The organism is Domibacillus antri, from assembly GCF_001936625.1.
In the GTDB taxonomy this organism is placed as follows: domain Bacteria; phylum Bacillota; class Bacilli; order Bacillales; family Domibacillaceae; genus Domibacillus; species Domibacillus antri.
Map to the genome: position 1 here is coordinate 17,344 of NZ_MSDU01000004.1, position 21,771 is coordinate 39,114.

The 21,771-nt window shown below is 45.1% G+C and carries 18 protein-coding genes; 16 read left to right on the forward strand and 2 right to left on the reverse strand.

What is annotated here, in order from left to right; all coding sequences use genetic code 11:
- Positions 1-87 precede the first annotated feature (87 nt).
- A complete protein-coding gene (locus BTO30_RS02190; RefSeq protein WP_075397089.1) occupies positions 88-507 on the reverse strand; it encodes an arsenate reductase/protein-tyrosine-phosphatase family protein in 420 nt (139 codons plus the stop codon).
- 274 nt (positions 508-781) lie between these two features.
- Here BTO30_RS02190 and BTO30_RS02195 point away from each other — a divergent pair, with 274 nt between their 5' ends.
- The 14 genes from BTO30_RS02195 to fumC all read left to right on the forward strand — a co-directional run bounded on the left by BTO30_RS02195 (position 782) and on the right by fumC (position 19,740).
- Positions 782-2,017 (forward strand): dicarboxylate/amino acid:cation symporter, encoded by a 1,236-nt coding sequence (locus tag BTO30_RS02195; RefSeq protein ID WP_075397090.1) that lies wholly within the window; start codon positions 782-784, stop codon positions 2,015-2,017.
- Between the two features lie 109 nt (positions 2,018-2,126).
- The gene (locus tag BTO30_RS02200) at positions 2,127-2,306 is read left to right on the forward strand and encodes a twin-arginine translocase TatA/TatE family subunit (protein WP_075397091.1); all 180 of its coding nucleotides are present in this window, start codon (positions 2,127-2,129) and stop codon (positions 2,304-2,306) included.
- A 364-nt stretch (positions 2,307-2,670) separates the two neighbouring features.
- Positions 2,671-4,629 carry a transglycosylase domain-containing protein gene (locus tag BTO30_RS02205; RefSeq protein WP_075397092.1) on the forward strand — a complete coding sequence of 653 codons (1,959 nt, stop codon included), beginning with the start codon at positions 2,671-2,673 and terminating at the stop codon, positions 4,627-4,629.
- A gap of 254 nt (positions 4,630-4,883) precedes the next feature.
- Complete coding sequence (ilvD, locus tag BTO30_RS02210; protein WP_075397093.1) at positions 4,884-6,551, forward strand: dihydroxy-acid dehydratase; 1,668 nt, start codon at positions 4,884-4,886, stop codon at positions 6,549-6,551.
- Between the two features lie 497 nt (positions 6,552-7,048).
- Positions 7,049-8,788, forward strand: coding sequence for an acetolactate synthase large subunit (gene ilvB, locus BTO30_RS02215; RefSeq protein ID WP_245796302.1), 1,740 nt, complete (start codon positions 7,049-7,051; stop codon positions 8,786-8,788).
- On the forward strand, positions 8,785-9,306 hold the full coding sequence (ilvN, locus tag BTO30_RS02220) for an acetolactate synthase small subunit (protein WP_075397094.1): 522 nt from the start codon (positions 8,785-8,787) through the stop codon (positions 9,304-9,306). The genes ilvB and ilvN overlap by 4 nt, the downstream gene beginning before the upstream one ends.
- A gap of 38 nt (positions 9,307-9,344) precedes the next feature.
- Positions 9,345-10,367, forward strand: a complete 1,023-nt coding sequence (gene ilvC / locus BTO30_RS02225; RefSeq protein WP_075397095.1) for a ketol-acid reductoisomerase — start codon at positions 9,345-9,347, stop codon at positions 10,365-10,367.
- Positions 10,354-11,901, forward strand: a complete 1,548-nt coding sequence (locus BTO30_RS02230) for a 2-isopropylmalate synthase (protein ID WP_245796304.1) — start codon at positions 10,354-10,356, stop codon at positions 11,899-11,901. The genes ilvC and BTO30_RS02230 overlap by 14 nt, the downstream gene beginning before the upstream one ends.
- Positions 11,902-11,919: 18 nt before the next feature.
- Positions 11,920-13,029, forward strand: a complete 1,110-nt coding sequence (gene leuB / locus BTO30_RS02235) for a 3-isopropylmalate dehydrogenase (protein ID WP_075397097.1) — start codon at positions 11,920-11,922, stop codon at positions 13,027-13,029.
- 223 nt (positions 13,030-13,252) lie between these two features.
- Positions 13,253-14,665 (forward strand): 3-isopropylmalate dehydratase large subunit, encoded by a 1,413-nt coding sequence (leuC, locus tag BTO30_RS02240; protein WP_075397098.1) that lies wholly within the window; start codon positions 13,253-13,255, stop codon positions 14,663-14,665.
- Positions 14,666-14,683: 18 nt separating this feature from the next.
- Entirely contained in the window at positions 14,684-15,283 is a 600-nt protein-coding gene (leuD, locus tag BTO30_RS02245) for a 3-isopropylmalate dehydratase small subunit (RefSeq protein ID WP_075397099.1), read from the forward strand.
- A gap of 262 nt (positions 15,284-15,545) precedes the next feature.
- Complete coding sequence (locus BTO30_RS02250) at positions 15,546-16,658, forward strand: ABC transporter ATP-binding protein (RefSeq protein ID WP_075397100.1); 1,113 nt, start codon at positions 15,546-15,548, stop codon at positions 16,656-16,658.
- A gap of 17 nt (positions 16,659-16,675) precedes the next feature.
- Positions 16,676-18,247 (forward strand): glycine betaine ABC transporter substrate-binding protein, encoded by a 1,572-nt coding sequence (locus BTO30_RS17810; RefSeq protein WP_281248571.1) that lies wholly within the window; start codon positions 16,676-16,678, stop codon positions 18,245-18,247.
- Between the two features lie 104 nt (positions 18,248-18,351).
- The gene (gene fumC / locus BTO30_RS02260; protein WP_075397101.1) at positions 18,352-19,740 is read left to right on the forward strand and encodes a class II fumarate hydratase; all 1,389 of its coding nucleotides are present in this window, start codon (positions 18,352-18,354) and stop codon (positions 19,738-19,740) included.
- A 52-nt stretch (positions 19,741-19,792) separates the two neighbouring features.
- Here fumC and BTO30_RS02265 read toward each other — a convergent pair whose 3' ends face one another.
- Positions 19,793-20,005 (reverse strand): alpha/beta-type small acid-soluble spore protein, encoded by a 213-nt coding sequence (locus BTO30_RS02265; protein ID WP_075397102.1) that lies wholly within the window; start codon positions 20,003-20,005, stop codon positions 19,793-19,795.
- 274 nt (positions 20,006-20,279) lie between these two features.
- Between BTO30_RS02265 and BTO30_RS02270 the strand changes: the two genes are divergently transcribed.
- The gene (locus BTO30_RS02270; protein ID WP_075397196.1) at positions 20,280-20,540 is read left to right on the forward strand and encodes a metal-sensitive transcriptional regulator; all 261 of its coding nucleotides are present in this window, start codon (positions 20,280-20,282) and stop codon (positions 20,538-20,540) included.
- Positions 20,541-20,605: 65 nt separating this feature from the next.
- The gene (locus BTO30_RS02275; protein WP_075397197.1) at positions 20,606-21,745 is read left to right on the forward strand and encodes a DUF445 domain-containing protein; all 1,140 of its coding nucleotides are present in this window, start codon (positions 20,606-20,608) and stop codon (positions 21,743-21,745) included.
- Positions 21,746-21,771 lie beyond the last annotated feature (26 nt).

Genomic DNA, 21,771 nt, shown 5'->3' on the forward strand with positions numbered 1-21,771 from the left:
CCCTGCCTTTCCCCTCTTTGTACGTAAAAACAGGACAAGAAGTTTCAAAAAAAACCCGTTTCGGCAATACGTATTCCGAAGACGGGTTTATATTAATTCTCGTTTTAACTCTTGCATTTTAACAGCAAGTTCATCGCATACGATTTGGTAAGCAGCCCATCGTTCGGGCATTTGTTCACAGTGTACCGGGTTTGGTATATTCCAGCGCACTACCTTTCGTTCTGATTCAATTGGAAGCGCCGGTAAACTGTCACGCTGAAAATCATAGATCGCAACGACAACGTCAGCTTCTTTGACGAGCTGTGGTTTAAGCGATCGCGGTGTATGGCTCTTGATGTCAATATTTACTTCTTTCATCGCTTCAACAGGCAAGTCATCGTAATCGGCTTTCGTGCACGATGCACTGATGACATTCCAGGACGGCTCATTTAAACGTGCGGCCCATCCTTCTGCCATCATGCTGAGATGATTGACCGGTGACAGGAATAATATTGTTTTATTTTTCATGACTGCTGACCCCTTTGATGTGGCGGTTATACTTTTTTATACCCATTTCTCACAAGATTAAGCATTAAAATTTAAAATGCACACGCAAATTTAATACTAAATTAATAGAACTATATCCCTAATTGATTTGAAGCCGATTTTATATACTATGTATTTCATATTAACATAGCCGGAAAATAATTTGTTTATGTGAATTGAAGAAATGGGCATGATTTTTAAAACACAACGTTTGTTTTTTTTCATTTTTTTAATTAAGATGGAGTTTGTGTGAAAAATGAACTTAACGATGAAAATAATTGCCGCACTCATTTTAGGTGCCGTTGTCGGCTTAATCTTAAATTTAGCTGCACCGGGTGTATTTACGGTGTTAAACACGTATTTATTTGTTCCAATCGGTCAAATTTTTCTCAGCTTAATCAGCATGCTTGTCGTGCCGCTCGTATTTTTTTCTATCGTAGTTGGTGCTGCCGGCCTTGGCGATCCGCAAAAATTAGGCCGTATTGGCTTAAAAACGGTTTCCTATTTCATAGTGACTACTTGTATCGCCATTATTATCGGCCTGGCGCTTGCAGCTGTTGTGGAGCCGGGATCTGCCGGTAATTTTGATACAGAAGGGGCTGAATTCTCTGCAGAGGAAGCGCCGCCTGTCAGTGAGACATTAATGAATATTATCCCGAAAAACCCGATTAATGCGATGGCAGAAGGAAATATGCTTCAGTTAATAGTTTTTGCGGTCTTTATCGGTCTTGCTTTAACAGCGCTTGGTGATAAAACAAAAGGGATATTAAATCTTGTTGAACAGGGCAATGAGATTATGATGTATCTTGTCGGACTTGTGATGAAATTTGCTCCATACGGCACGTTTGGCTTGATTGCGACAGCGATTGGTTCACAAGGATGGAGTGCCATTGTGGCAATGGGTTCTTATATGCTAGTGGTTCTTGCAGCACTATTTATCCATGCTGTACTTACTTACGGCGGAACGATTGCCTTTTTGGCAAAAAAGAGCCCGCTCTGGTTCTTTAAAAATTTTGCGCCGGCAATGGGCGTAGCCTTCAGTACATCAAGCAGTAATGCAACACTGCCAGTTTCAATGGAGACCGCTCAAAAACGCTTGAAAGTTCCTGAACCAATTAGTTCATTCGTTCAGCCGCTTGGCGCGACCATTAACATGGATGGTACAGCGATCATGCAAGGTGTTGCGACGATGTTTATCGCGCAGGCATATGGCATTGAATTAACAATGGGTGAACTGGCAACTGTTGTGTTAACGGCTGTACTTGCCAGTATTGGAACGGCGGGGGTGCCGGGCGTAGGCTTGATCATGCTGGCGATGGTTCTTGGCAGCGTCGGACTTCCGGTAGCAGGGATCGGTCTTATCATCGGGATTGACCGGCTGCTTGATATGACTCGTACAGCGGTCAATATTACCGGTGATGCTGCGTGTGCGGTTTACGTTGCTGAAACGGAAAAGAAAAACAATATTAAACGTCAGCGGGCAGAAGTGTAATGTTGAAAAAAGGGAAATGAGCAGAAGCTCGTCTCCCTTTTTGTTTTCAAAATGGTGTTTTTCGATTATAATAGTTACGCACATTCACAGCAAAGGAGCCTGACGCATAATGAATCTTGGATTTGGCGAAGTGGCAATCATTCTCATTGTGGCGCTGTTATTATTCGGACCATCGAAACTTCCTCAGCTTGGCAGAGCGGCCGGCCAGACATTGCACGAGTTTAAACGCGGTATGAAAAATGTCATGGAAGACGATGATGATAAAAAGAAAATAGAACAAAATAAATAAGCGGGGGCATAATGCCCCCGCTTATTTTATTATTTCTTTATAGTGTTCCATTCCACGCCGCCGGCCGGCTTTTTGGTCGATCGTTTTATTTCGCTGTATCCCGCATTGCCACCGGTTGAGAAGCGGGCTGGATGCCTTCCGGAGAAAAGGACATTCCCGTTACGGTTATTTATTTTTTTGAAGGGAACTTTGCCAGGATATCGATTGTTTTTAGTCGCTTAGAAATGAGGGAAACGTAACTTTTTATGTGCCTTAGCCGTATAGGAACATACGCCGGTTTTCAGGCTTTTTCATTGCATTTTGACGGAATGTGCTTAAAATGAGAACAGGCCGTACCGTATTTTTTTAGAAGGGAATATAGCAAATGAAAGCAGTAATGAGGTTTATAAAAAAAGTCTGGCGCAAGTTTCATATGACGCAGATTACGATTTTGCTCGCTGCTGTCGTCTTGCTTGTCGGGCTAGCCATTGGTTTTTATTTTATGAAATCAGCGGACGTGGAAACATTAAAGCAGGGGCTGTCCCAGTCGACCATTATTTATGACCGTGAAGGAGAAGCTGCAAGCAAGCTTTCCGCTAATCGGACGGACAGTGTATCGATTGATAAAATGCCGGAACATTTGCAGGACGCGTTCGTTGCTGTAGAAGATAACCGCTTTTATGAGCATGGCGGTTTTGACATGAAAGGGATTTTTCGGGCTTTGTTCACAAATGTCATGGCCGGATCACGTGTTCAGGGGGCGAGCACGATTACGCAGCAATTGACGAAAAACGCTCTTTTATCACCGGAAAAAACATATCGCAGGAAAATAGAAGAATTATTTCTCGCGATTGAAATCGAAAAAGTGTACAAAAAAGAAGAGATTTTGGAAATGTATTTAAACACAAGTTATTTTGGAAACGGCGCATGGGGCGTACAAAACGCATCAAAAAAATATTTCGGGAAAGATGTATCGGATTTAACAAGAGCGGAATCATCGATGCTTGCCGGAATGGTGAAAGCTCCATCGCGATACAACCCGATTGACCATATGGACAATGCGCTTGAGCGGCGACAAGTTGTCTTAAATCAAATGGTGAAATATGGTTATATCACACAGCAGCAAGCAGATGAAACAGCCAGTCAAAGCGTAACGTTAAAAGATACGAGCGGCGATCCATTAAAAGGAAAGTACGCGCATTATTCGGATGCGGTTATCAATGAAGCGATTTCCCGCTTTGGCCTGACGCAGGATGATCTGCTTACACAAGGCTACAACATTTACACATCACTAGATCAGGATGTCCAATCAGGATTAGAGGACGTATATGAAAACAGCTCTACTTTTCCGGTTAGTGTAAACGGAGAGGGCGCGCAAAGTGCGGCGGTTTTAATGGACCCAAAAACAGGGGGGGTCCTCGCTGTTGTCGGCAGACGCGGTGAACACGTATTTCGCGGGTTCAGTTTTGCGACACAAATGAAAAAATCGCCTGGGTCGTCCATTAAGCCGCTCGTTGTGTATACACCTGCACTTGAGGAAGGATACAAACCGACGGATATGCTGGTGGATGAAAAAATGTCGTTCGGCGGAGGGGAAAAACCGTATTCACCAACAAATTTTGGCGGCACATATGAAGGCGAAGTGCCCATGTATCGGGCAGTGGAAAAATCGCTGAATATCCCGGCCGTCTGGCTGCTTGATCAAATCGGTTTGTCAAAAGGGCTTGACGCATTAAACAGATTTGGCTTGGAGACAGGGGATGAAACACTCGGAATTGCACTTGGTGACATAAAGAAAGGTGTTTCCCCGCTTGAAATGGCCGAAGCATACACGACTTTTTCAAATAGGGGTATCCGGAAAGAGAGCTTTTTTATACAAAAAATCGTCGGTCCGGAGGGGGAGATTAAGCCAAAATGGGAACCGAAAGAAGTACAGGTAACATCGGAAGAAGTAGCAGATGAAATGACATCGATGCTTCTTGGTGTGGTGGAACGCGGATCTGGAGAGCGGGCGCAGGTTGACGGCATTGACATTGCCGGTAAAACAGGCTCCACACAAGTACCGATTGAAGGTGTAACAGGAACAGAGGATCAATGGTTTGTCGGCTATACCCCCGATTTGGTTGGCGCTGTTTGGGTAGGCGTGGAAAAAGTAAGTGACACAAATTACTTATCGGGCAACAGTTCGGATGGTGCCGTTCCTTTATTTGGGGAGATCGTTGAAGAAATACTTCCTTATATTGGTGAAACATCATTTGATGTGGATGCGATTGATGCCAATGCGCAGCCTGAAGAGGAACATTGGTACGATGTTATTTTAGAAAAATGGAATGAGTGGTTTTAAGTCGATAGGGCTGTCTCTATATTGTAAGAGACAGCCAATTTTTGTTTTTTTATATTGTAAACGCATTCATTTTTCGTCCTTTAAAAATAATTGCTTCTTGTCAGAAAATTTAACAGAAAAGGTGTTGACCAAAGTGGAAAAGAACGATATCATTGACCACAATATAAACTTAATTTTCAGATTAAAGAATATATAATTCTACGTCAAAAGCATGAATAAATACATGCATGGCCAGTCATCTTGGAGGAGATACAATGCGCAGCGATATGATCAAAAAAGGGATCGAACGCGCCCCGCACCGAAGTTTGCTTTATGCAGCCGGCGTGAAAACGCAGGACTTGCACAAACCGTTTATTGGTGTGTGCAACTCGTATATTGACATTATTCCGGGTCACGTCCACCTAAATAAATTTGCGGAAGTTGTCAAACAGGAGATTCGCGAAGCAGGCGGCGTTCCTTTTGAATTCAACACAATCGGTGTTGACGACGGAATTGCAATGGGCCACATCGGAATGCGCTATTCACTTCCAAGCCGTGAGTTGATTGCGGATTCAGCCGAAACTGTCGTTAATGCTCACTGGTTTGATGGCGTTTTTTACATTCCAAACTGTGACAAAATTACACCGGGTATGCTGATTGCTGCCGTTCGGACAAATGTCCCGTCCGTATTCGTTTCAGGCGGACCGATGGAAGGCGGAACATCTTCAACCGGCAAGCCGCTTTCACTTGTTTCTGTATTTGAAGGAGTCGGTGCTCACCTATCAGGCAAAATGTCAGCTGAAGAGCTTGCTGATATTGAAGCGAATGCATGTCCGACATGCGGATCATGTTCAGGTATGTTCACAGCTAATTCCATGAATTCACTTATGGAGATGCTTGGCTTAACACCGCCGGGGAACGCGACAATCGTCGCGACATCAAATGAGCGTCACCGTCTGATTAAAGAAGCGGTACAGCACTTGATGAACGCAATTGAAAATGACTTGAAGCCGCGCGATATCGTAACGGAACGAGCGATCGACGACGCGTTTGCACTCGATATGGCGATGGGCGGTTCAACAAACACGGTTCTTCATACATTAGCCATTGCAAGTGAAGCGGAAATTGATTATGATTTAAATCGTATCAATGAAGTGGCAAAACGGATTCCATATTTGTCGAAAATCAGCCCGGCATCTGACTACACAATGGCAGATGTACATGCAGCCGGCGGTATCAGCGCGATCATTAACGAGCTTTGCTCAATTGAAGGCGCAATTGATAGAGACCGGATTACGATTACAGGCAAATCCGTATATGAAAATGTGAAAGATGCAAAAATTACGAATCCAAACGTTATTCGTCCGAAAGAAAATCCATACAGTCCAGTCGGCGGATTGTCCATTCTGTACGGAAACATTGCTCCTGACGGCGGCGTTATTAAGGTCGGTGCAGTGGACCCTTCGATTAAAACATTTGAAGGGGAAGCAATCGTCTTTGAATCGCAGGATGAAGCCGTTGAGAATATTAATAACGGCACGGTAAAAGAAGGACATGTCGTTGTCATCCGCTATGAAGGACCAAAGGGCGGTCCGGGTATGCCGGAAATGTTGACACCAACATCCGCTATTGCCGGACGTGGACTTGATAAAAAAGTGGCGCTGATGACAGACGGACGTTTCTCCGGAGCATCACGCGGTATTTCAATCGGTCACGTCTCACCGGAAGCAGCGGAAGGCGGGCCTATTGCATTCATCGAAAATGGTGATAAAATTATTATTGATCTGACAAACCGCACGTTAAATGTCGATGTGTCAGATGAAGAACTGGCAGCACGTAAAACGAACTTTGTACAGCCTGAACCGAAAATTAAAAAAGGCTGGCTGGCCCGTTATTCAAAACTTGTTACATCCGCTAATACAGGCGGCGTCATGAAAATTTAATGAATTTCGATCATACAACACGTTGACGAGGAAAAAGTTGCAGGAACTTGCATTTCACAGAGAACCGGTTATTGCTGAGAGCCGGGAGTGCATCCTGCCGCGACATCCCCTCTGAGTGCTTTCCTGAACGTCATCCAGTAGGGAGAGCCGGGTGCAAAGTCACCCGTTATCAAAAGGACCGACCGATTTTTCGGCGGCCCATAAGGCGGATTTTTGTGAGAAAATTCGTGAATCAGGGTGGTACCGTGAAAAGTGAAGAAGTCTTTTCACCCCTGCGTTTCTGTTTAGGCAGTCGCAGGCGTGAGAAGACTTTTCTTTTTGTCAATTTTTAAGATGAGAATGAGCAAAGGCTAAATGAGGAATATCCAGCGGTAATTGCCTGCCTAAGCATCCAGACCGCGTTGTAACGCCTTTGTGAGCCAATCTTGTGGGTCAGATAAAGCAGTCGCCTCTTGCCAATACGGAAAATAAAACCATTATTTGGAGGGGAATTAATAATGAGTCAAAATGCAAAAGCGGAAGATTTTAAATTAGAGGCACAAGCGCCCGAAAATAAAGGTCCGATCGATGGAGCCGATTTGTTTATTGAAACGCTGAAAAGAGAAAATGTTGAAGTTATGTTCGGTTATCCGGGCGGTGCGGTTCTTCCTCTATATGATGCCCTGTATAAAAATCCGATCCGCCACATTTTAGCCCGCCATGAGCAGGCAGCCATTCACGCGGCGGAAGGATATGCACGTGTATCTGGTAAACCGGGTGTTGTTCTTGCAACATCAGGCCCCGGCGCAACAAATCTTGTAACAGGTATTACCGATGCGATGATGGATTCCATTCCGCTCGTTGTGTTTACGGGACAGGTTGCTACAGGTGTCATTGGTTCGGATGCATTCCAGGAAGCAGACGTAATTGGTATCACGATGCCGATTACAAAACACAACTATCAAGTCCGCTCTATGGAAGATCTTCCACGGATTGTACATGAAGCATTTCATATTGCCACAACCGGCCGTCCGGGACCTGTATTGATCGATATTCCAAAGGATATTGCTCAATCAGTCGGTGAAGTGAAATTTGTCGATGAATTAAATTTGCCGGGCTATCAGCCGAACTTTAAGCCGAACAGCCTGCAGGTGAAAAAGCTTCGCAGCGCTCTGGCACAAGCAAAAAAACCGGTTATTTTGGCCGGAGCGGGAGTGCTACATGCGAAGGCATCGGAAGAACTGCTCCAATTTGTCGAAAAAATGCAAATTCCGGTTGTCAACACGCTGCTTGGTCTTGGCGGTTTCCCGTCCAGCCACCCTTTATTCCTTGGAATGGGCGGAATGCACGGGACACACACAGCGAATAAAGCCCTTTATGAAGCAGATCTTTTGATCAACATCGGTGCTCGTTTTGATGACCGGTTAACAGGGAATCTGGCTCACTTTGCACAACATGCAACAGTGGCACACATCGACATTGATCCGGCGGAAATCGGTAAAAATGTTCCAACGCAAATTCCAATCGTTGCGGACGCGCGTGAAGCATTGAAAAAAATCCTCAGCCTTGATTTTGAAGCACCGAAGGCGGACGAATGGCGCGCAATACTTGAGCAGGATAAAGTGGAAAATCCACTATGGAACACAGAAGGCGGAGATGGGATTTCACCGCAGGCTCTCATGAAAATTATTCATGAGATTACAGAGGGTGACGCCGTTGTGACAACCGATGTCGGACAGCATCAAATGTGGACGGCGCAATATTACGGATTCAACAAGCCGGATCAATGGGTAACGTCAGGCGGTCTTGGCACAATGGGCTTTGGTTTCCCTTCAGCAATCGGCGCGCAAATCGCGAAGCCGGATAAAACAGTCGTGGCGGTAGCCGGTGACGCAGGCTTCCAAATGACTTTGCAGGAGCTTGGACTTGTTGCTGAATTGAAGCTTCCGGTAAAAATTATCGTGTATAACAACATGGCACTCGGCATGGTTCGTCAATGGCAGGAAACATTTTATGAAGAGCGCTATTCACAATCGCTGATTCCGGTACAGCCGGACTTTGTAAAACTGGCTGATGCATACGGCATTCGCGGTTACGTCGTTCAGACAGAAGAAGAAGCGGAAAAAGTAATGCGTGAAACATTGAAGGATAATGAGCCTGTTCTCATCGACTGTCGTATTAAGCCAAAAGAAATGGTGTATCCGATGATTGCGCCGGGCAAAGGACTTCATGAAATGATCGGAGTGAAACCGCAATGAAACGAATTGTTACAGCGACTGTTCTCAATCAAAGTGGTGTATTAAATCGGATTACCGGACTTTTTACACGCCGCCAGTTTAATATTGAAAGCATTACGGTTGGCGCAACGGAGACAGAAGGCATTTCCAAAATGACATTCGTTGTCCACGTTGATGATGACCGCATGGTTGAGCAGGTTGTCAAACAGCTCAATAAGCAAATTGATGTCTTGAAAGTAAATGACATTACCGATCAGGCTATTGTAACGAGGGAGCTTGCGCTTCTGAAAGTAATGACAACACCGCAGACGCGTGCTGAAATTAACGTTATTATTGAGCCTTTCCGTGCAACGATTATTGATGTAGCGAAAGACAGTGTCACAATTCAAGTTGTCGGAAACTTCGAGAAAATCGAAGCGATGATCGAACTTCTCCGTCCTTATGGAATTAAAGAAGTAGCCCGCACAGGCCAAACAGCGATTAAACGCGGTTCACAGCGTCTTGTGTCGGAATCAAAACAGTTTTCTATTTTAAATTAAAATAAAAAAAATTAAACAATTTTTGGAGGATGAAAAAAATGACAAAAGTATATTACAACGGTGACATTAACGAAGCGGTTCTATCTAACAAAACGGTTGCAATTATCGGTTACGGTTCTCAAGGTCATGCACATGCATTGAACCTTCGTGAAAGCGGAGTGGATGTAGTAGTAGGGCTTCGTCCGGGAAAATCATTTGACCAGGCAACAGCTGACGGTTTTGACGTAAAAACAGTACGTGAAGCAAGTGCTGCAGCGGATATTATCATGATCCTTCTTCCAGATGAGTATCAAACAGCTGTATATAAAGCGGAAATCGAACCTGAATTGACTGCAGGTAAAGCACTTGCATTCGCTCATGGCTTCAACGTACATTTTAATCAAATCGTACCACCTGCTGACGTTGACGTATTCCTTGCAGCGCCAAAAGGCCCTGGTCATCTTGTTCGCCGTACGTATGAGCAAGGCGCTGGCGTACCAGCATTGTTCGCGGTTTACCAAGACGTTACTGGTCAAGCGAAAGACATCGCCCTTGCATACGCAAAAGGTGTGGGTGCAGGCCGCGCAGGTATTCTTGAAACAACATTCCGTGAAGAAACAGAAACAGATTTGTTCGGTGAGCAAGCCGTTCTTTGCGGCGGTACAGCTGAGCTTGTAAAAGCAGGTTTTGAAACACTTGTAGAAGCTGGATATCAGCCTGAAATTGCTTACTTTGAGTGCTTGCACGAATTGAAATTGATCGTTGACCTTATGTATGAAGGCGGTCTTGCCGGCATGCGCTACTCAATCTCTGATACAGCTCAATGGGGTGACTACGTTTCAGGACCACGCGTTATTACAGCGGAAACAAAAGCACGCATGAAAGACGTATTGACGGACATTCAAACAGGTAAATTTGCCAAAGGCTGGCTGCAGGAAAACCAATTGAACCGTCCTGAATTCACAGCAATCACTCGCCGTGAAAGTGAACATCAACTTGAAGTAGTTGGAAAAGAGCTTCGTGAATTAATGCCATTTATTAAACAAGGCAAAAAGGAAGTGGGTTCTGGTGCGAAAAATTGAGATTTTTGACACAACATTGCGCGATGGGGAACAATCCGCAGGCGTCAATTTAAATACGATCGAAAAACTCGAAATCGCCAAGCAACTTGAACGATTAGGCGTTGATGTCATCGAAGCAGGCTTTCCGGCTGCTTCTCCAGGTGACCTTGATGCGGTAAAGCAAATTGCTAATACAATAAAAAACAGCTCTGTGACGGGTTTGGCCCGTTCAAATAAAAAAGATATTGATGCGGCATGGGAAGCATTAAAAGGTTCGGCTGAGCCGCGCATTCATGTCTTTATTGCAACATCTCCTATTCATCTTGAGCATAAGCTCAAGATGAGTAAGGATGAAGTAGTGGAGCGTGCCGTTGAAGCGGTAAAATATGCAAAACAAAATTTTGCGAAAGTTCAATTTTCAGCAGAAGATGCGTGCCGTACCGAGCTTGATTTTCTTGCACGTGTCACAGAAGCGGTGATTGATGCAGGTGCTACGGTCATTAATATTCCTGATACAGTCGGTTATATTACACCGCAGGAAATTAAAGAAATTTTCCAGTACTTGACGCAAAATGTGCGCAATATCGACAAAGCGATTTTATCCGCTCACTGCCATGATGATTTAGGGATGGCAACAGCGAATTCACTCGCAGCGATTGAAGGCGGCGCAGGCCAGGTTGAAGGAACGATTAACGGAATCGGTGAACGTGCAGGCAACGTTGCGCTTGAAGAAGTAGCTGTTGCTCTCTATACGAGAAACGATTTTTACAAAGCAACTACCGGCTTGAAGCTGCATGAAATTAAACGCACAAGCAACCTGATCAGTAAATTGACTGGCATGATCGTACCGGCTAATAAAGCGGTAGTTGGAGACAATGCCTTTGCTCATGAGTCAGGAATTCATCAAGACGGCGTGCTGAAAGAAAAAACAACATATGAAATTATCACGCCGGAACTGATCGGATTAAGCGCCAACAAGCTTGTGATGGGGAAACATTCCGGACGTCATGCGTTTAAGAGTAAAGCGGCAGAGCTTGGATTTGAATTATCGGAAGACAAGCTAAATGATGCATTTAAAATGTTTAAAGAGCTTGCCGACCGTAAAAAAGAAATTACCGATGAAGATTTATTCTCGCTTCTTGCTGACAAGCAGACGCAGGCAACGGACGTGAAAGGCTACGAGCTGACAAGTGTGCAGGTTCAATATGGAACGGAGCATATTCCGACAGCGACAATCTCAGCTGTATTACCAGATGGGACAAGCGTTACGGAAGCCGGCACGGGATCAGGAAGCGTTGAAGCGATTTACAATACGCTTGAAAGCATTGTAAAGGGCGAAGTAAAGCTGCTTGATTATAAAATCAACTCAGTGGGCGGCGGCCGTGATGCTCTTGCGGAAGTACATGTTCGTGTTGAACTGAACGGTATGGAATCAAGCGGACGCGGTACAGCGCAGGATGTTTTGGAATCGTCAGCACTCGCTTATTTAAACGCAGTCAATCGTGCTGTTACATTGCAGGCTCGACAATCTGGAGTGGAAAAAGCACACATTTAATGCAACGGAGGGGTTTACGTGAAGAAGAAAATTGCCGTATTACCAGGCGATGGGATTGGCCGCGAAATCGCATCAGGAGCGGCTGCCGTACTTGAAGCGGCAGGCAAGCGTTTTGGCCACGAATTTGAAATTGAGTATGCGGATATCGGCGGTGCAGCCATTGACGCACACGGTACACCGCTGCCGGATTCTACGCTGGAACTGGCGAGAAACAGTGACGCTGTGCTGCTCGGCGCGGTCGGCGGCCCAAAATGGGACAACCTTCCGTCAGCAGAACGTCCGGAGCGCGGTTTGCTTGCGATTCGTAAAGAACTTGGACTATTTGCAAATTTACGTCCGATTCCATCATTCCAAAAACTCGTGCAGTCTTCTCCGCTGAAGCCTGAAATTGCCGGAAATGTGAATATGCTGATCGTACGTGAACTCACAGGCGGCCTGTATTTTGGAAAACCGAGCGAACGACGCGGTGAAAACAAGGAAGTTGTTGTCGATACACTTCAATATACGCGTGAGGAAATTGAAAGAATCGTTGTCAAGGCGTTTGAATTTGCTGCTGCCCGCGGCGGCCGGCTGACGTCGGTGGATAAAGCGAACGTTCTTGAGTCAAGCCGTATGTGGCGCGAAATCGTCAATGAAAAAGCAGCAGACTATCCGGATGTGACAGTTGACCATATGTATGTTGATGCCGCGGCCATGAAATTAATCTCAAGTCCTGGTCAGTTTGATGTCATTGTGACGGAAAACTTATTCGGTGATATTTTGAGTGACGAAGCATCTATGATTACCGGGTCACTCGGTATGCTGCCATCTGCCAGTCTTTCCGAAAGCGGCTTCGGTCTTTACGAACCGGTTCACGGTTCAGCACCAGACATCGCCGGACAAAATAAAGCGAATCCGCTTGCCATGATTTTGTCAACTGCGCTCATGTTGAAATATTCACTCGGCATGCGTGAAGAAGGAGAAGCAATTGAACGTGCAGTACAATCTGTATTGAACGACGGCTATTGCACATCTGATTTACAAATGGAAGGCAGTACGGTTGTTGGAACAGATAAAATGATTGAACTTGTGACAGCACGGGTTGCGGAAGAGTCAGAATCTTCAATTGACAATATCGTTTATATGTAAAGAGAAAAGCCACGGTGGATTCTATTCTTACATGCATTGTCTGCAAGTAAGGGGAGAGTCCCCGTTTTTTATCACACTCTAACGGGCAGTAAAATCCCGCTTCAAAGATGAGAGAGATGAAAGAAGCCTTGATTAGATCAACTGCCTGTAAAAGTCCGATTGGTTCAACTAATGAAAATTTCACTTTATCAAAAATGCACATATGTAAGAGGAGGGCTGTAACATGACGAAGAAAACCATTATCGAAAAAATTTGGGAAAATCACGTTGTAAACAGAGAAGAAGGGAAACCGGATCTGCTCTATATCGATTTACACCTTGTCCATGAAGTAACATCCCCGCAGGCGTTTGAGGGATTGCGCATGAACGGACGCCGAGTTAGACGCCCTGATTTGACATATGCGACAATGGATCATAATGTACCGACGATTAACCGTCACATCATCAACGATCCTGTTTCCAAAACTCAAATTGAGACACTTGAGCAAAACTGCCGTGAATTCGGCATTGAACTTTCTGATATTGATCATCCGGATCAGGGCATTGTACATGTCATCGGTCCACAGCTTGGTTTAACACAGCCGGGTAAAACGATCGTGTGCGGCGACAGCCATACATCCACACACGGTGCATTCGGCGCCCTTTCATTCGGTATCGGTACGAGTGAAGTAGAGCACGTATTGGCAACACAGACATTATGGCAACAGCGCCCGAAAACATTGCAAATTAAAGTGAACGGAAAACTTGGCTTCGGCGTAACGGCAAAAGATATCATTTTGGCGATTATTGCGAAATTTGGCGTTAATGCCGGTGTAGGGTACGTAATGGAGTATACCGGTGAAGCGATTCGCAATTTGACGATGGAAGAACGCATGACGATCTGCAACATGTCCATTGAAGCAGGGGCACGCGCCGGTCTGGTCAGCCCGGATGAAACAACGGTTGAATTTTTGCGCGGCCGTCGTTATGCACCGCAAGGCGAAGAATTTGAAGAAGCAACGGCCCGCTGGTTAGCTCTTGCAACAGATGAAGGAGCGGAATATGATAAAACGCTTGAAATTGATGCGGCCGAAATTGAACCGCAAGTAACGTGGGGAACAAACCCGTCAATGGGAAGCGGCATCTCCGGGTCCGTTCCATCTCCTGACGATTTCGAACGGGAAGCAGATAAGGAATCTGTCCGCCTTGCACTTGACTACATGGGTCTTGAAGCAGGCACAAAATTGAGCGACATTCCAGTTGATTTTGTCTTTATCGGCTCATGTACGAATTCCCGCTTAAGCGATTTACGCGCAGCAGCTGAAGTGGCAAAGGGACGCAAAGTAAAAGATCATGTAACAGCGATCGTTGTACCGGGTTCACAGACGGTGAAACAGCAGGCGGAAGCAGAAGGTCTTGATAAAATTTTCACAGAAGCTGGCTTCCAGTGGCGTGAATCAGGCTGTTCTATGTGCCTTGCTATGAACGACGATGTGGTGCCGCCGGGCAAACGATGTGCGTCTACATCAAACCGTAACTTTGAAGGACGTCAAGGTAATGGCGCGCGGACACACCTTGTCAGCCCGTCTATGGCCGCAGCTGCAGCTGTGACAGGTCAATTTACAGATGTTCGCCAATTATCAAGCGTCACTCATTAAAAAAAGGAGCGGTCTATTATGCAGCCAATTAATCAATTTACAGGTGTCGTTTGTCCACTTAACCGTCCAAACATCGATACCGATCAAATTATTCCAAAGCAATTTTTAAAACGAATTGAGCGCCAGGGATTTGGTCAGTTTGTCTTTTATCACTGGCGTTTTGATGACAATGGAAATAAGCGTGAAGATTTTGTGATGAATCAGCCGCAATATGCAAATGCGGAAGTGCTCGTAGCCGGTGAAAACTTCGGCTGCGGATCATCGCGTGAACATGCACCATGGGCATTGCTCGACTATGGCTTCCGTGTCATTATCGCATCAAGCTACGCTGATATTTTTTACAATAACAGTGTAAAAAATGGAATCCTTGCTGTGAAACTAACGGAAGAGGAAGTAGCAGAAATTATGGAGCGTTCAAAAGAGGAAGGCTATCGTATTCACGTGAACCTTGAGGAACAAACAGTGAATGATGATAACGGCTTCACTGCTCATTTTGACATCGATCCTTATTGGAAAAAGATGCTTTTAAATGGATGGGATGAAATTTCCGTCACATTGACTGACGAAGATCACATCCGCAAGTATGAAGAAAAAATGTACGGTAAACAATTCAGCTAAGCAAAAAAGAAGGACTTCACAGCGAAGTCCTTCTTTTTTGTATTTTACAGCATGGAAAGAATCCATGAAATAACGACGATAGCCCCGATAATCATTAAAATGGTTTTCAACATATATCATCACCTCATAAGCCTTTGTTTTGAATTATGTTCCCGTGAATGGTGCAGACTAAACGTATATGACAAAAATGATAAAAAAATGAAGTTTACGTGTTTTTATTATTTTTCAATAGGGAAAAGGACAGAAAGGGAGGTGCGTGCTTTTGATCGAATTTAAAAATGTATCAAAAAAGTATCCGGATGGATTCGAAGCGCTTAAAAAGATGAATGTGACCGTCAAGAAAGGTGAATTGTTTGTCCTGATTGGGCCGAGCGGATGCGGGAAAACAACGACGATGAAAATGATCAATCGTCTGATTGACCCCTCCAGCGGAACGATTCAAATTGACGGCAAGAACATTTCACAAATCAACCCGGTTCAGCTCCGGCGGGATATCGGCTATGTCATTCAGCAAATCGGCTTAATGCCGCATATGACGATTAAAGAAAATGTCGGTCTCGTGCCGAAGCTGAAAAAATGGGAAGAAGCAAAATATGCCGCACGTGTTCGAGAATTGATGGATCTTGTCGGTCTCGATCCGGATGTATTTGCTGACCGATATCCGGCTGAATTGTCCGGCGGCCAGCAGCAGCGGATCGGGGTTATTCGGGCGATGGCGGCAGAGCCCAACATTATTTTAATGGATGAACCGTTCAGTGCGCTTGATCCGATCAGCCGTGAACAGCTGCAGGATGAGCTTGTGAGACTGCAAAGTGAAATTCAGAAAACGATTGTATTCGTGACACATGATATGGATGAAGCACTCAAAATCGCAGATCGTATTTGTATTATGAAAGACGGTGTTATCGTACAGCTTGACACGCCGGAACGCATTTTGCGCCATCCGGCGGATGAATTTGTCCGGCAATTTATCGGTGAAGACCGCATTCAGGATCAAATGTCATTGCCGGCACTTGAACTGTTAATGACATCACCCATTACGGCTTCACCGGATAGAGGAATTGCTGCTGCCCTTAAATTGATGCGGCAAAAACGGGTTGACAGCTTAATTCTTGTCGATAACCAGCGCCGCTATCACGGTGTCGTCGGCATATGGGATTTACAGCGTTCGTATACAGACGAAGACTTAACGCTGCGCGATATTGAAAAAGTGACGGTGCCTGTGATCAATCATCTTGAAGATCCGGAAACAGCACTGGAAATGATTAATAAGTCACCGCTCAGTTTTATCATTGTGACTGATGAAGAAAATCGTGTACAGGGCATTATTAATCGTGCCAGCATCGTCCGTCATATATCCAATCAATTTGTTTAAAAGGGGGGGAAGCTATTTTGACAATCAACTTAATAGCACAAACAACCAATGCGTTTACAACCAGGTGGGCTGAAATATGGCAGCTCATTATGGAGCATTTATATTTATCGTTAATCTCCATTGGCCTTGCGATCCTCATATCTGTGCCTCTCGGTATTTATTTAACCCGCCATAAAAAAATTGCCGAGCCGATTATCGGTATCACAGCTGTCTTTCAAACGATTCCAAGTTTAGCCTTGCTCGTATTTCTTGTTCCATTCATTGGAACAGGGGAAGCACCGGCTATCATTGCCTTAACGATATACGGGCTGCTGCCGATTTTAAGAAATACGTATCTCGGTATTACAGGTGTCGACAAATCCACTGTTGAAGCGGGTGTCGGGATGGGGATGACGAGCAGGCAGGTATTATGGATGGTTGAACTGCCGCTTGCGATGAAAGTGATAATGGGGGGTGTGCGGACCGCAGCCGTTTTAATTGTCGGTGTCGCGACGATCGCCGGATTAATCGGAGCAGGCGGACTTGGGGATTTAATTTTCCGCGGGCTCCAGACGTACAATTCCGGCCTTATTTTAGCAGGTGCCATTCCAGCGGCGCTCATCGCCATTATTCTGGACTTTATTTTGAAACGGGTTGAATATAATTCATCAACAGAAGCATTGCAGAAAAAAGGAAGAAGAGGCCGTAAAATGACACTGGCTCTGGCCGCGGCGGCAGGATTGTTATTTATCGGTATGGCGGGATGGTCGCTTGTCGGCGGAGCCAATTCAGACGATACGATTACGATTACCGGCAAGTCCTTTACCGAACAGGAAATTCTTGTCCATGTATACGGAAAGCTGATTGAAGAAAATACAGATTTGAATGTGAAATACGAATCGTTTATCAGCGGGTCGGCAGGTGTTTTTGACGGACTGAAGCAAGGATCATACGACATGTCAGTCGAGTACACGGGAACCATTTTGCTGAACTATTTAAAAGAGGAAATCGACAGCAACGATCCGGATGATGTATACGACTATGCGAAAAAGCGTTTTGGTGAAGAGTTTGATTTGCAGCTGCTTGATCCGATTGGCTTTAACAATACGTATTCTGTGACCATTCGTCAGGCGGACGCGGACAAATATGGTATTGAAACGATTTCAGACTTAAAGCCGTATGCCGGTGACATGCGATTCGGTTCAGAACCTGAATTTTTAGAGCGGGCAGATGGTTATCCGGGCTTGCAGGAAGTATACGGGCTTGATTTTGCTTCGACGCAGACACTGGATAGCGGGATTATGTACAGTGCGATTAAAAACAATGAAGTGGATGCGATTGATGCCTATACGACAGATGGGCGGATTCAAGCGTTCAATTTGAAAGTTCTGGAGGATGACAAACAGTTCTTCCCGCCTTATTATGCGATACCGGTTGTCCGCGGCGAAGTGCTTGAAAGTCATCCGCAACTTAAAGAGGTGCTCAATATGCTTGCCGGAAAAATCAATGATGAACGAATGCAGGAATTAAACAAGCGGGTCGATTTAGATGGTAAGAAATATGAGGAAGTAGCTGAAGAATTTTTAAAAGAAGAAGGATTTATTGAATAATAGTGGAAGCTGTCTCAAATGAGGCGGCTTTTCCTTTTTAAGGGCATGAAGCGGTGAAAAAAGGGAAAAGTGTAAACAGACAAATTTCAAGGGAGGAATGAACAATGGATTTTCGGATTGAGCGTGATACGCTCGGTGAAATGATGGTGCCGGCGGATAAATACTGGGGAGCGCAGACGCAGCGCAGTGTAGAAAACTTCCCGATTGGGACAGAAAAAATGCCGATAGAGATGATTTATGCATTTGCTCAGTTAAAAAAAGCGGCTGCAGCGGTAAACGGTGAATTGGGCCAGCTGGCTGAAGAAAAAATGAAAGCCATCATGGAAGCGTGTGATGAAATTTTAGAAGGGAAGTGGGATGGGCATTTTCCTCTTGTTGTTTGGCAGACGGGAAGCGGCACGCAATCAAACATGAACGTAAATGAAGTGGTGGCAAGACGCGCTTCTGAAATTGCCGGGCAAGAAGGACTTATCCATCCGAATGATGATGTAAATATGTCGCAAAGTTCCAATGATACCTTTCCGACAGCCATGCATATTGCGGTATATTCCGAGATTGAAAAACGATTGAAACCGGCTTTGAAACAGTTTGCCAACACGCTGCAAGCGAAAGAGGAAGAATACATGGAGGTCATTAAAATTGGCCGCACTCATTTGCAGGATGCCACGCCTTTAACGCTCGGACAGGAAATCTCCGGCTGGCGTCATATGATTGTCCAAAGTGAAAACATGCTAGATCAGGCGAAAGCAGGACTGTTAAACCTGGCCATCGGCGGCACGGCGGTCGGAACAGGGATAAATGCCGATCCTTCATTCGGGGTGAAAACAGCGGAGCAGTTAAAAAAACAGACAGATTTTCCATTTGTTTCGTCCAAAAATAAATTTCATGCATTGACGAGCCATGACGAAATCGTTTTTGTGCATGGAGCATTAAAAGCACTTGCTGCCGATGCGATGAAAATCGCCAACGATGTACGATGGCTTGCAAGCGGTCCTCGAAGCGGTCTTGGTGAACTGACGATTCCGGCAAATGAACCGGGCAGCTCGATTATGCCGGGAAAAGTAAATCCGACACAAAGTGAAGCGCTCACGATGGCGGCTGTTCAAGTATTCGGAAACGATGCCGCGGTCGGTTTTGCGGCAAGTCAAGGGAATTTTGAATTAAATGTGTTCAAACCGGTTATTTTATATAATGTGCTCCAGTCAATCCGGCTGCTTGCTGATGGAATCTCGTCCTTTGATGAGCGGTGCGCGGCAGGCATAGAAGCTAACCGGGATGTAATTGACCACTTAATGAAGCAGTCGCTTATGCTAGTTACCGCATTAAATCCGCATATCGGCTACGAAAAAGCAGCGGAAATTGCGAAAACTGCCCATCAAAATGGAACGACGCTGAAGGAAGCGGCTCTAGCATCCGGATATGTAACCAATAAAGAGTATGACCAATGGATTGATCCGAAGCAAATGGTCAACCTGCCTAAAAAAAGAAATTAAATAAAGAGCCGCCTCAAAAGTTAATCTTTTGAGACGGCTCTCTTTTAAAGAATTATTTTTGGAAGCCGCTTAATTGTTGTTCAGCCATTTGTACGAGACGTTTTGTAATCTCGCCTCCGACTGAACCGTTTGCACGGGATGTTGCATCAGCGCCAAGCTGCACGCCGAATTCAGACGCGATTTCGTACTTCATTTGATCGATAGCCTGTTGAGCACCTGGAGCTACTAATTGGTTGCGATTTCCACCGCTGTTGCTGTTTGCCATTACAGTTCATCTCCCTTTATCAATTTTTGGCCGGGTCTAACGGAGTTGCACCGCTGCGGTTCACCGCCCGATTCTCTCGGCTATGACCCGATGTGATTGTGTTACTAGTATGGATTTTTCACATTCGTTTATGCTTGACAAAAGCAGGTAGTTGTTTCCTCCATAGGAAAGCCCCTCATACATGCGTTTTTTGGGACAAGATGTTATAATATTCGTATGAAATTTTCAGGTGCTGGAAATGAAAATGGAGATCAGAACGGAGAGATAGATGATGATGACATACAACCGCGATGTGAAAAACCGCCTGAGCCGGATTGAAGGTCAGGTTAGAGGTGTGAGCAAAATGGTTGAAGAACAAAAAGATTGCCGGGAAGTTGTCACACAGCTGTCGGCGATTCGATCAGCTGTTGACCGTTCAATTGGATTGATTGTCGCCCAAAACCTCGAATCGTGCATTCGGGAAGCACATGAAAGCGGGCAAAATGCAGATGATGCCATTCAAGAAGCGGTTAATATGATTGTCAAAAGCAGATAATGGATGCGATGCCGTTCCGGCCGGAACCGGCATCGTTTCTTTATGTGAGTGGAAGGCGGGAAATTATGGATATGTTCTGGTTCATTTTATTTATGGGTGTGATTGGAGCCGTCATTGGCGGCGTAACAAATGCGGTGGCGATCCGTATGCTGTTTCGGCCGCATGAAGCCCGTTACATTGGCAAATGGCGTATTCCCTTTACACCGGGATTAATCCCGAAACGCCGATCCGAACTGGCGAAGCAGGTCGGGAAAATTGTGGATGAACATTTATTAACACCAGAAAGCATTGAGCAGAAATTAAAAGAACCGGAATTTCGCGGCGAATTTGAAACACTTTTGCAGACAGAAGCAAAAAAGTGGATTCATTCCGATATGACGCTCACCGAGCTGCTTGAAAAAACGCATATTCCGGATGCCGGTTTAAAAGTAGAGATGAAAATGAATGAATGGATTGATCAAAAGTACAATGCCATTAAAGATTTTTATATCGATCAAACCGTTAAGGAATCTTTGCCTGTTGAATGGCTTGATAAAGCGGAAGAAAAAATTCCGGACGTCTCTTCTTATATTTTGCAAAAAGGTGTCGATTATTTCTCAGGAGAAGAGGGCCGTTACCGTGTGAAAAAAATGACGGATGATTTTCTGGCGGAATGGGGTAAATTTGGCGGCATGATTCAAATGGTGCTCGGCAATACGTCGCTGGAAGATAAAATCCGCCCGGAAATCATTAAATTTTTAAGCAGTCCGGGTACAAAAGAGCTTCTTGACACGATGTTGAAACAGGAATGGGACAAAGTGATCGAATGGAAATGGGCCGATGTTCTCGAGCAGTTTTCCGATGAAAAAATGGTGAATAAAGCGAAAAAATTCGTTGCAGGGCAGCTCGATATACAAACGATATTGAATAAACCTATTTCTGTTTATGCGCTGCCGTTTGAAGAAAAAGTGACCGGCACGCTCATCCCGGAAATCACGGATAAAGGAATCGCCAAAATGGCCGCGCGCATCCCGGTGATTATGCAAAAATTAAAAATCGCTGACATCGTCCGCAGGCAAATTGAAAACTTCTCCATTGCCCGTCTGGAGATGATCGTGCTTGATATAACGCACCGTGAATTAAAAATGATTACATTGCTCGGTGCGCTGCTCGGCGGCTTGATCGGCATTTTACAGGCACTAGTTGTGATGGCGTTCCCGGCTTGACCGGGGGCGTCTTTTTTCATATGATG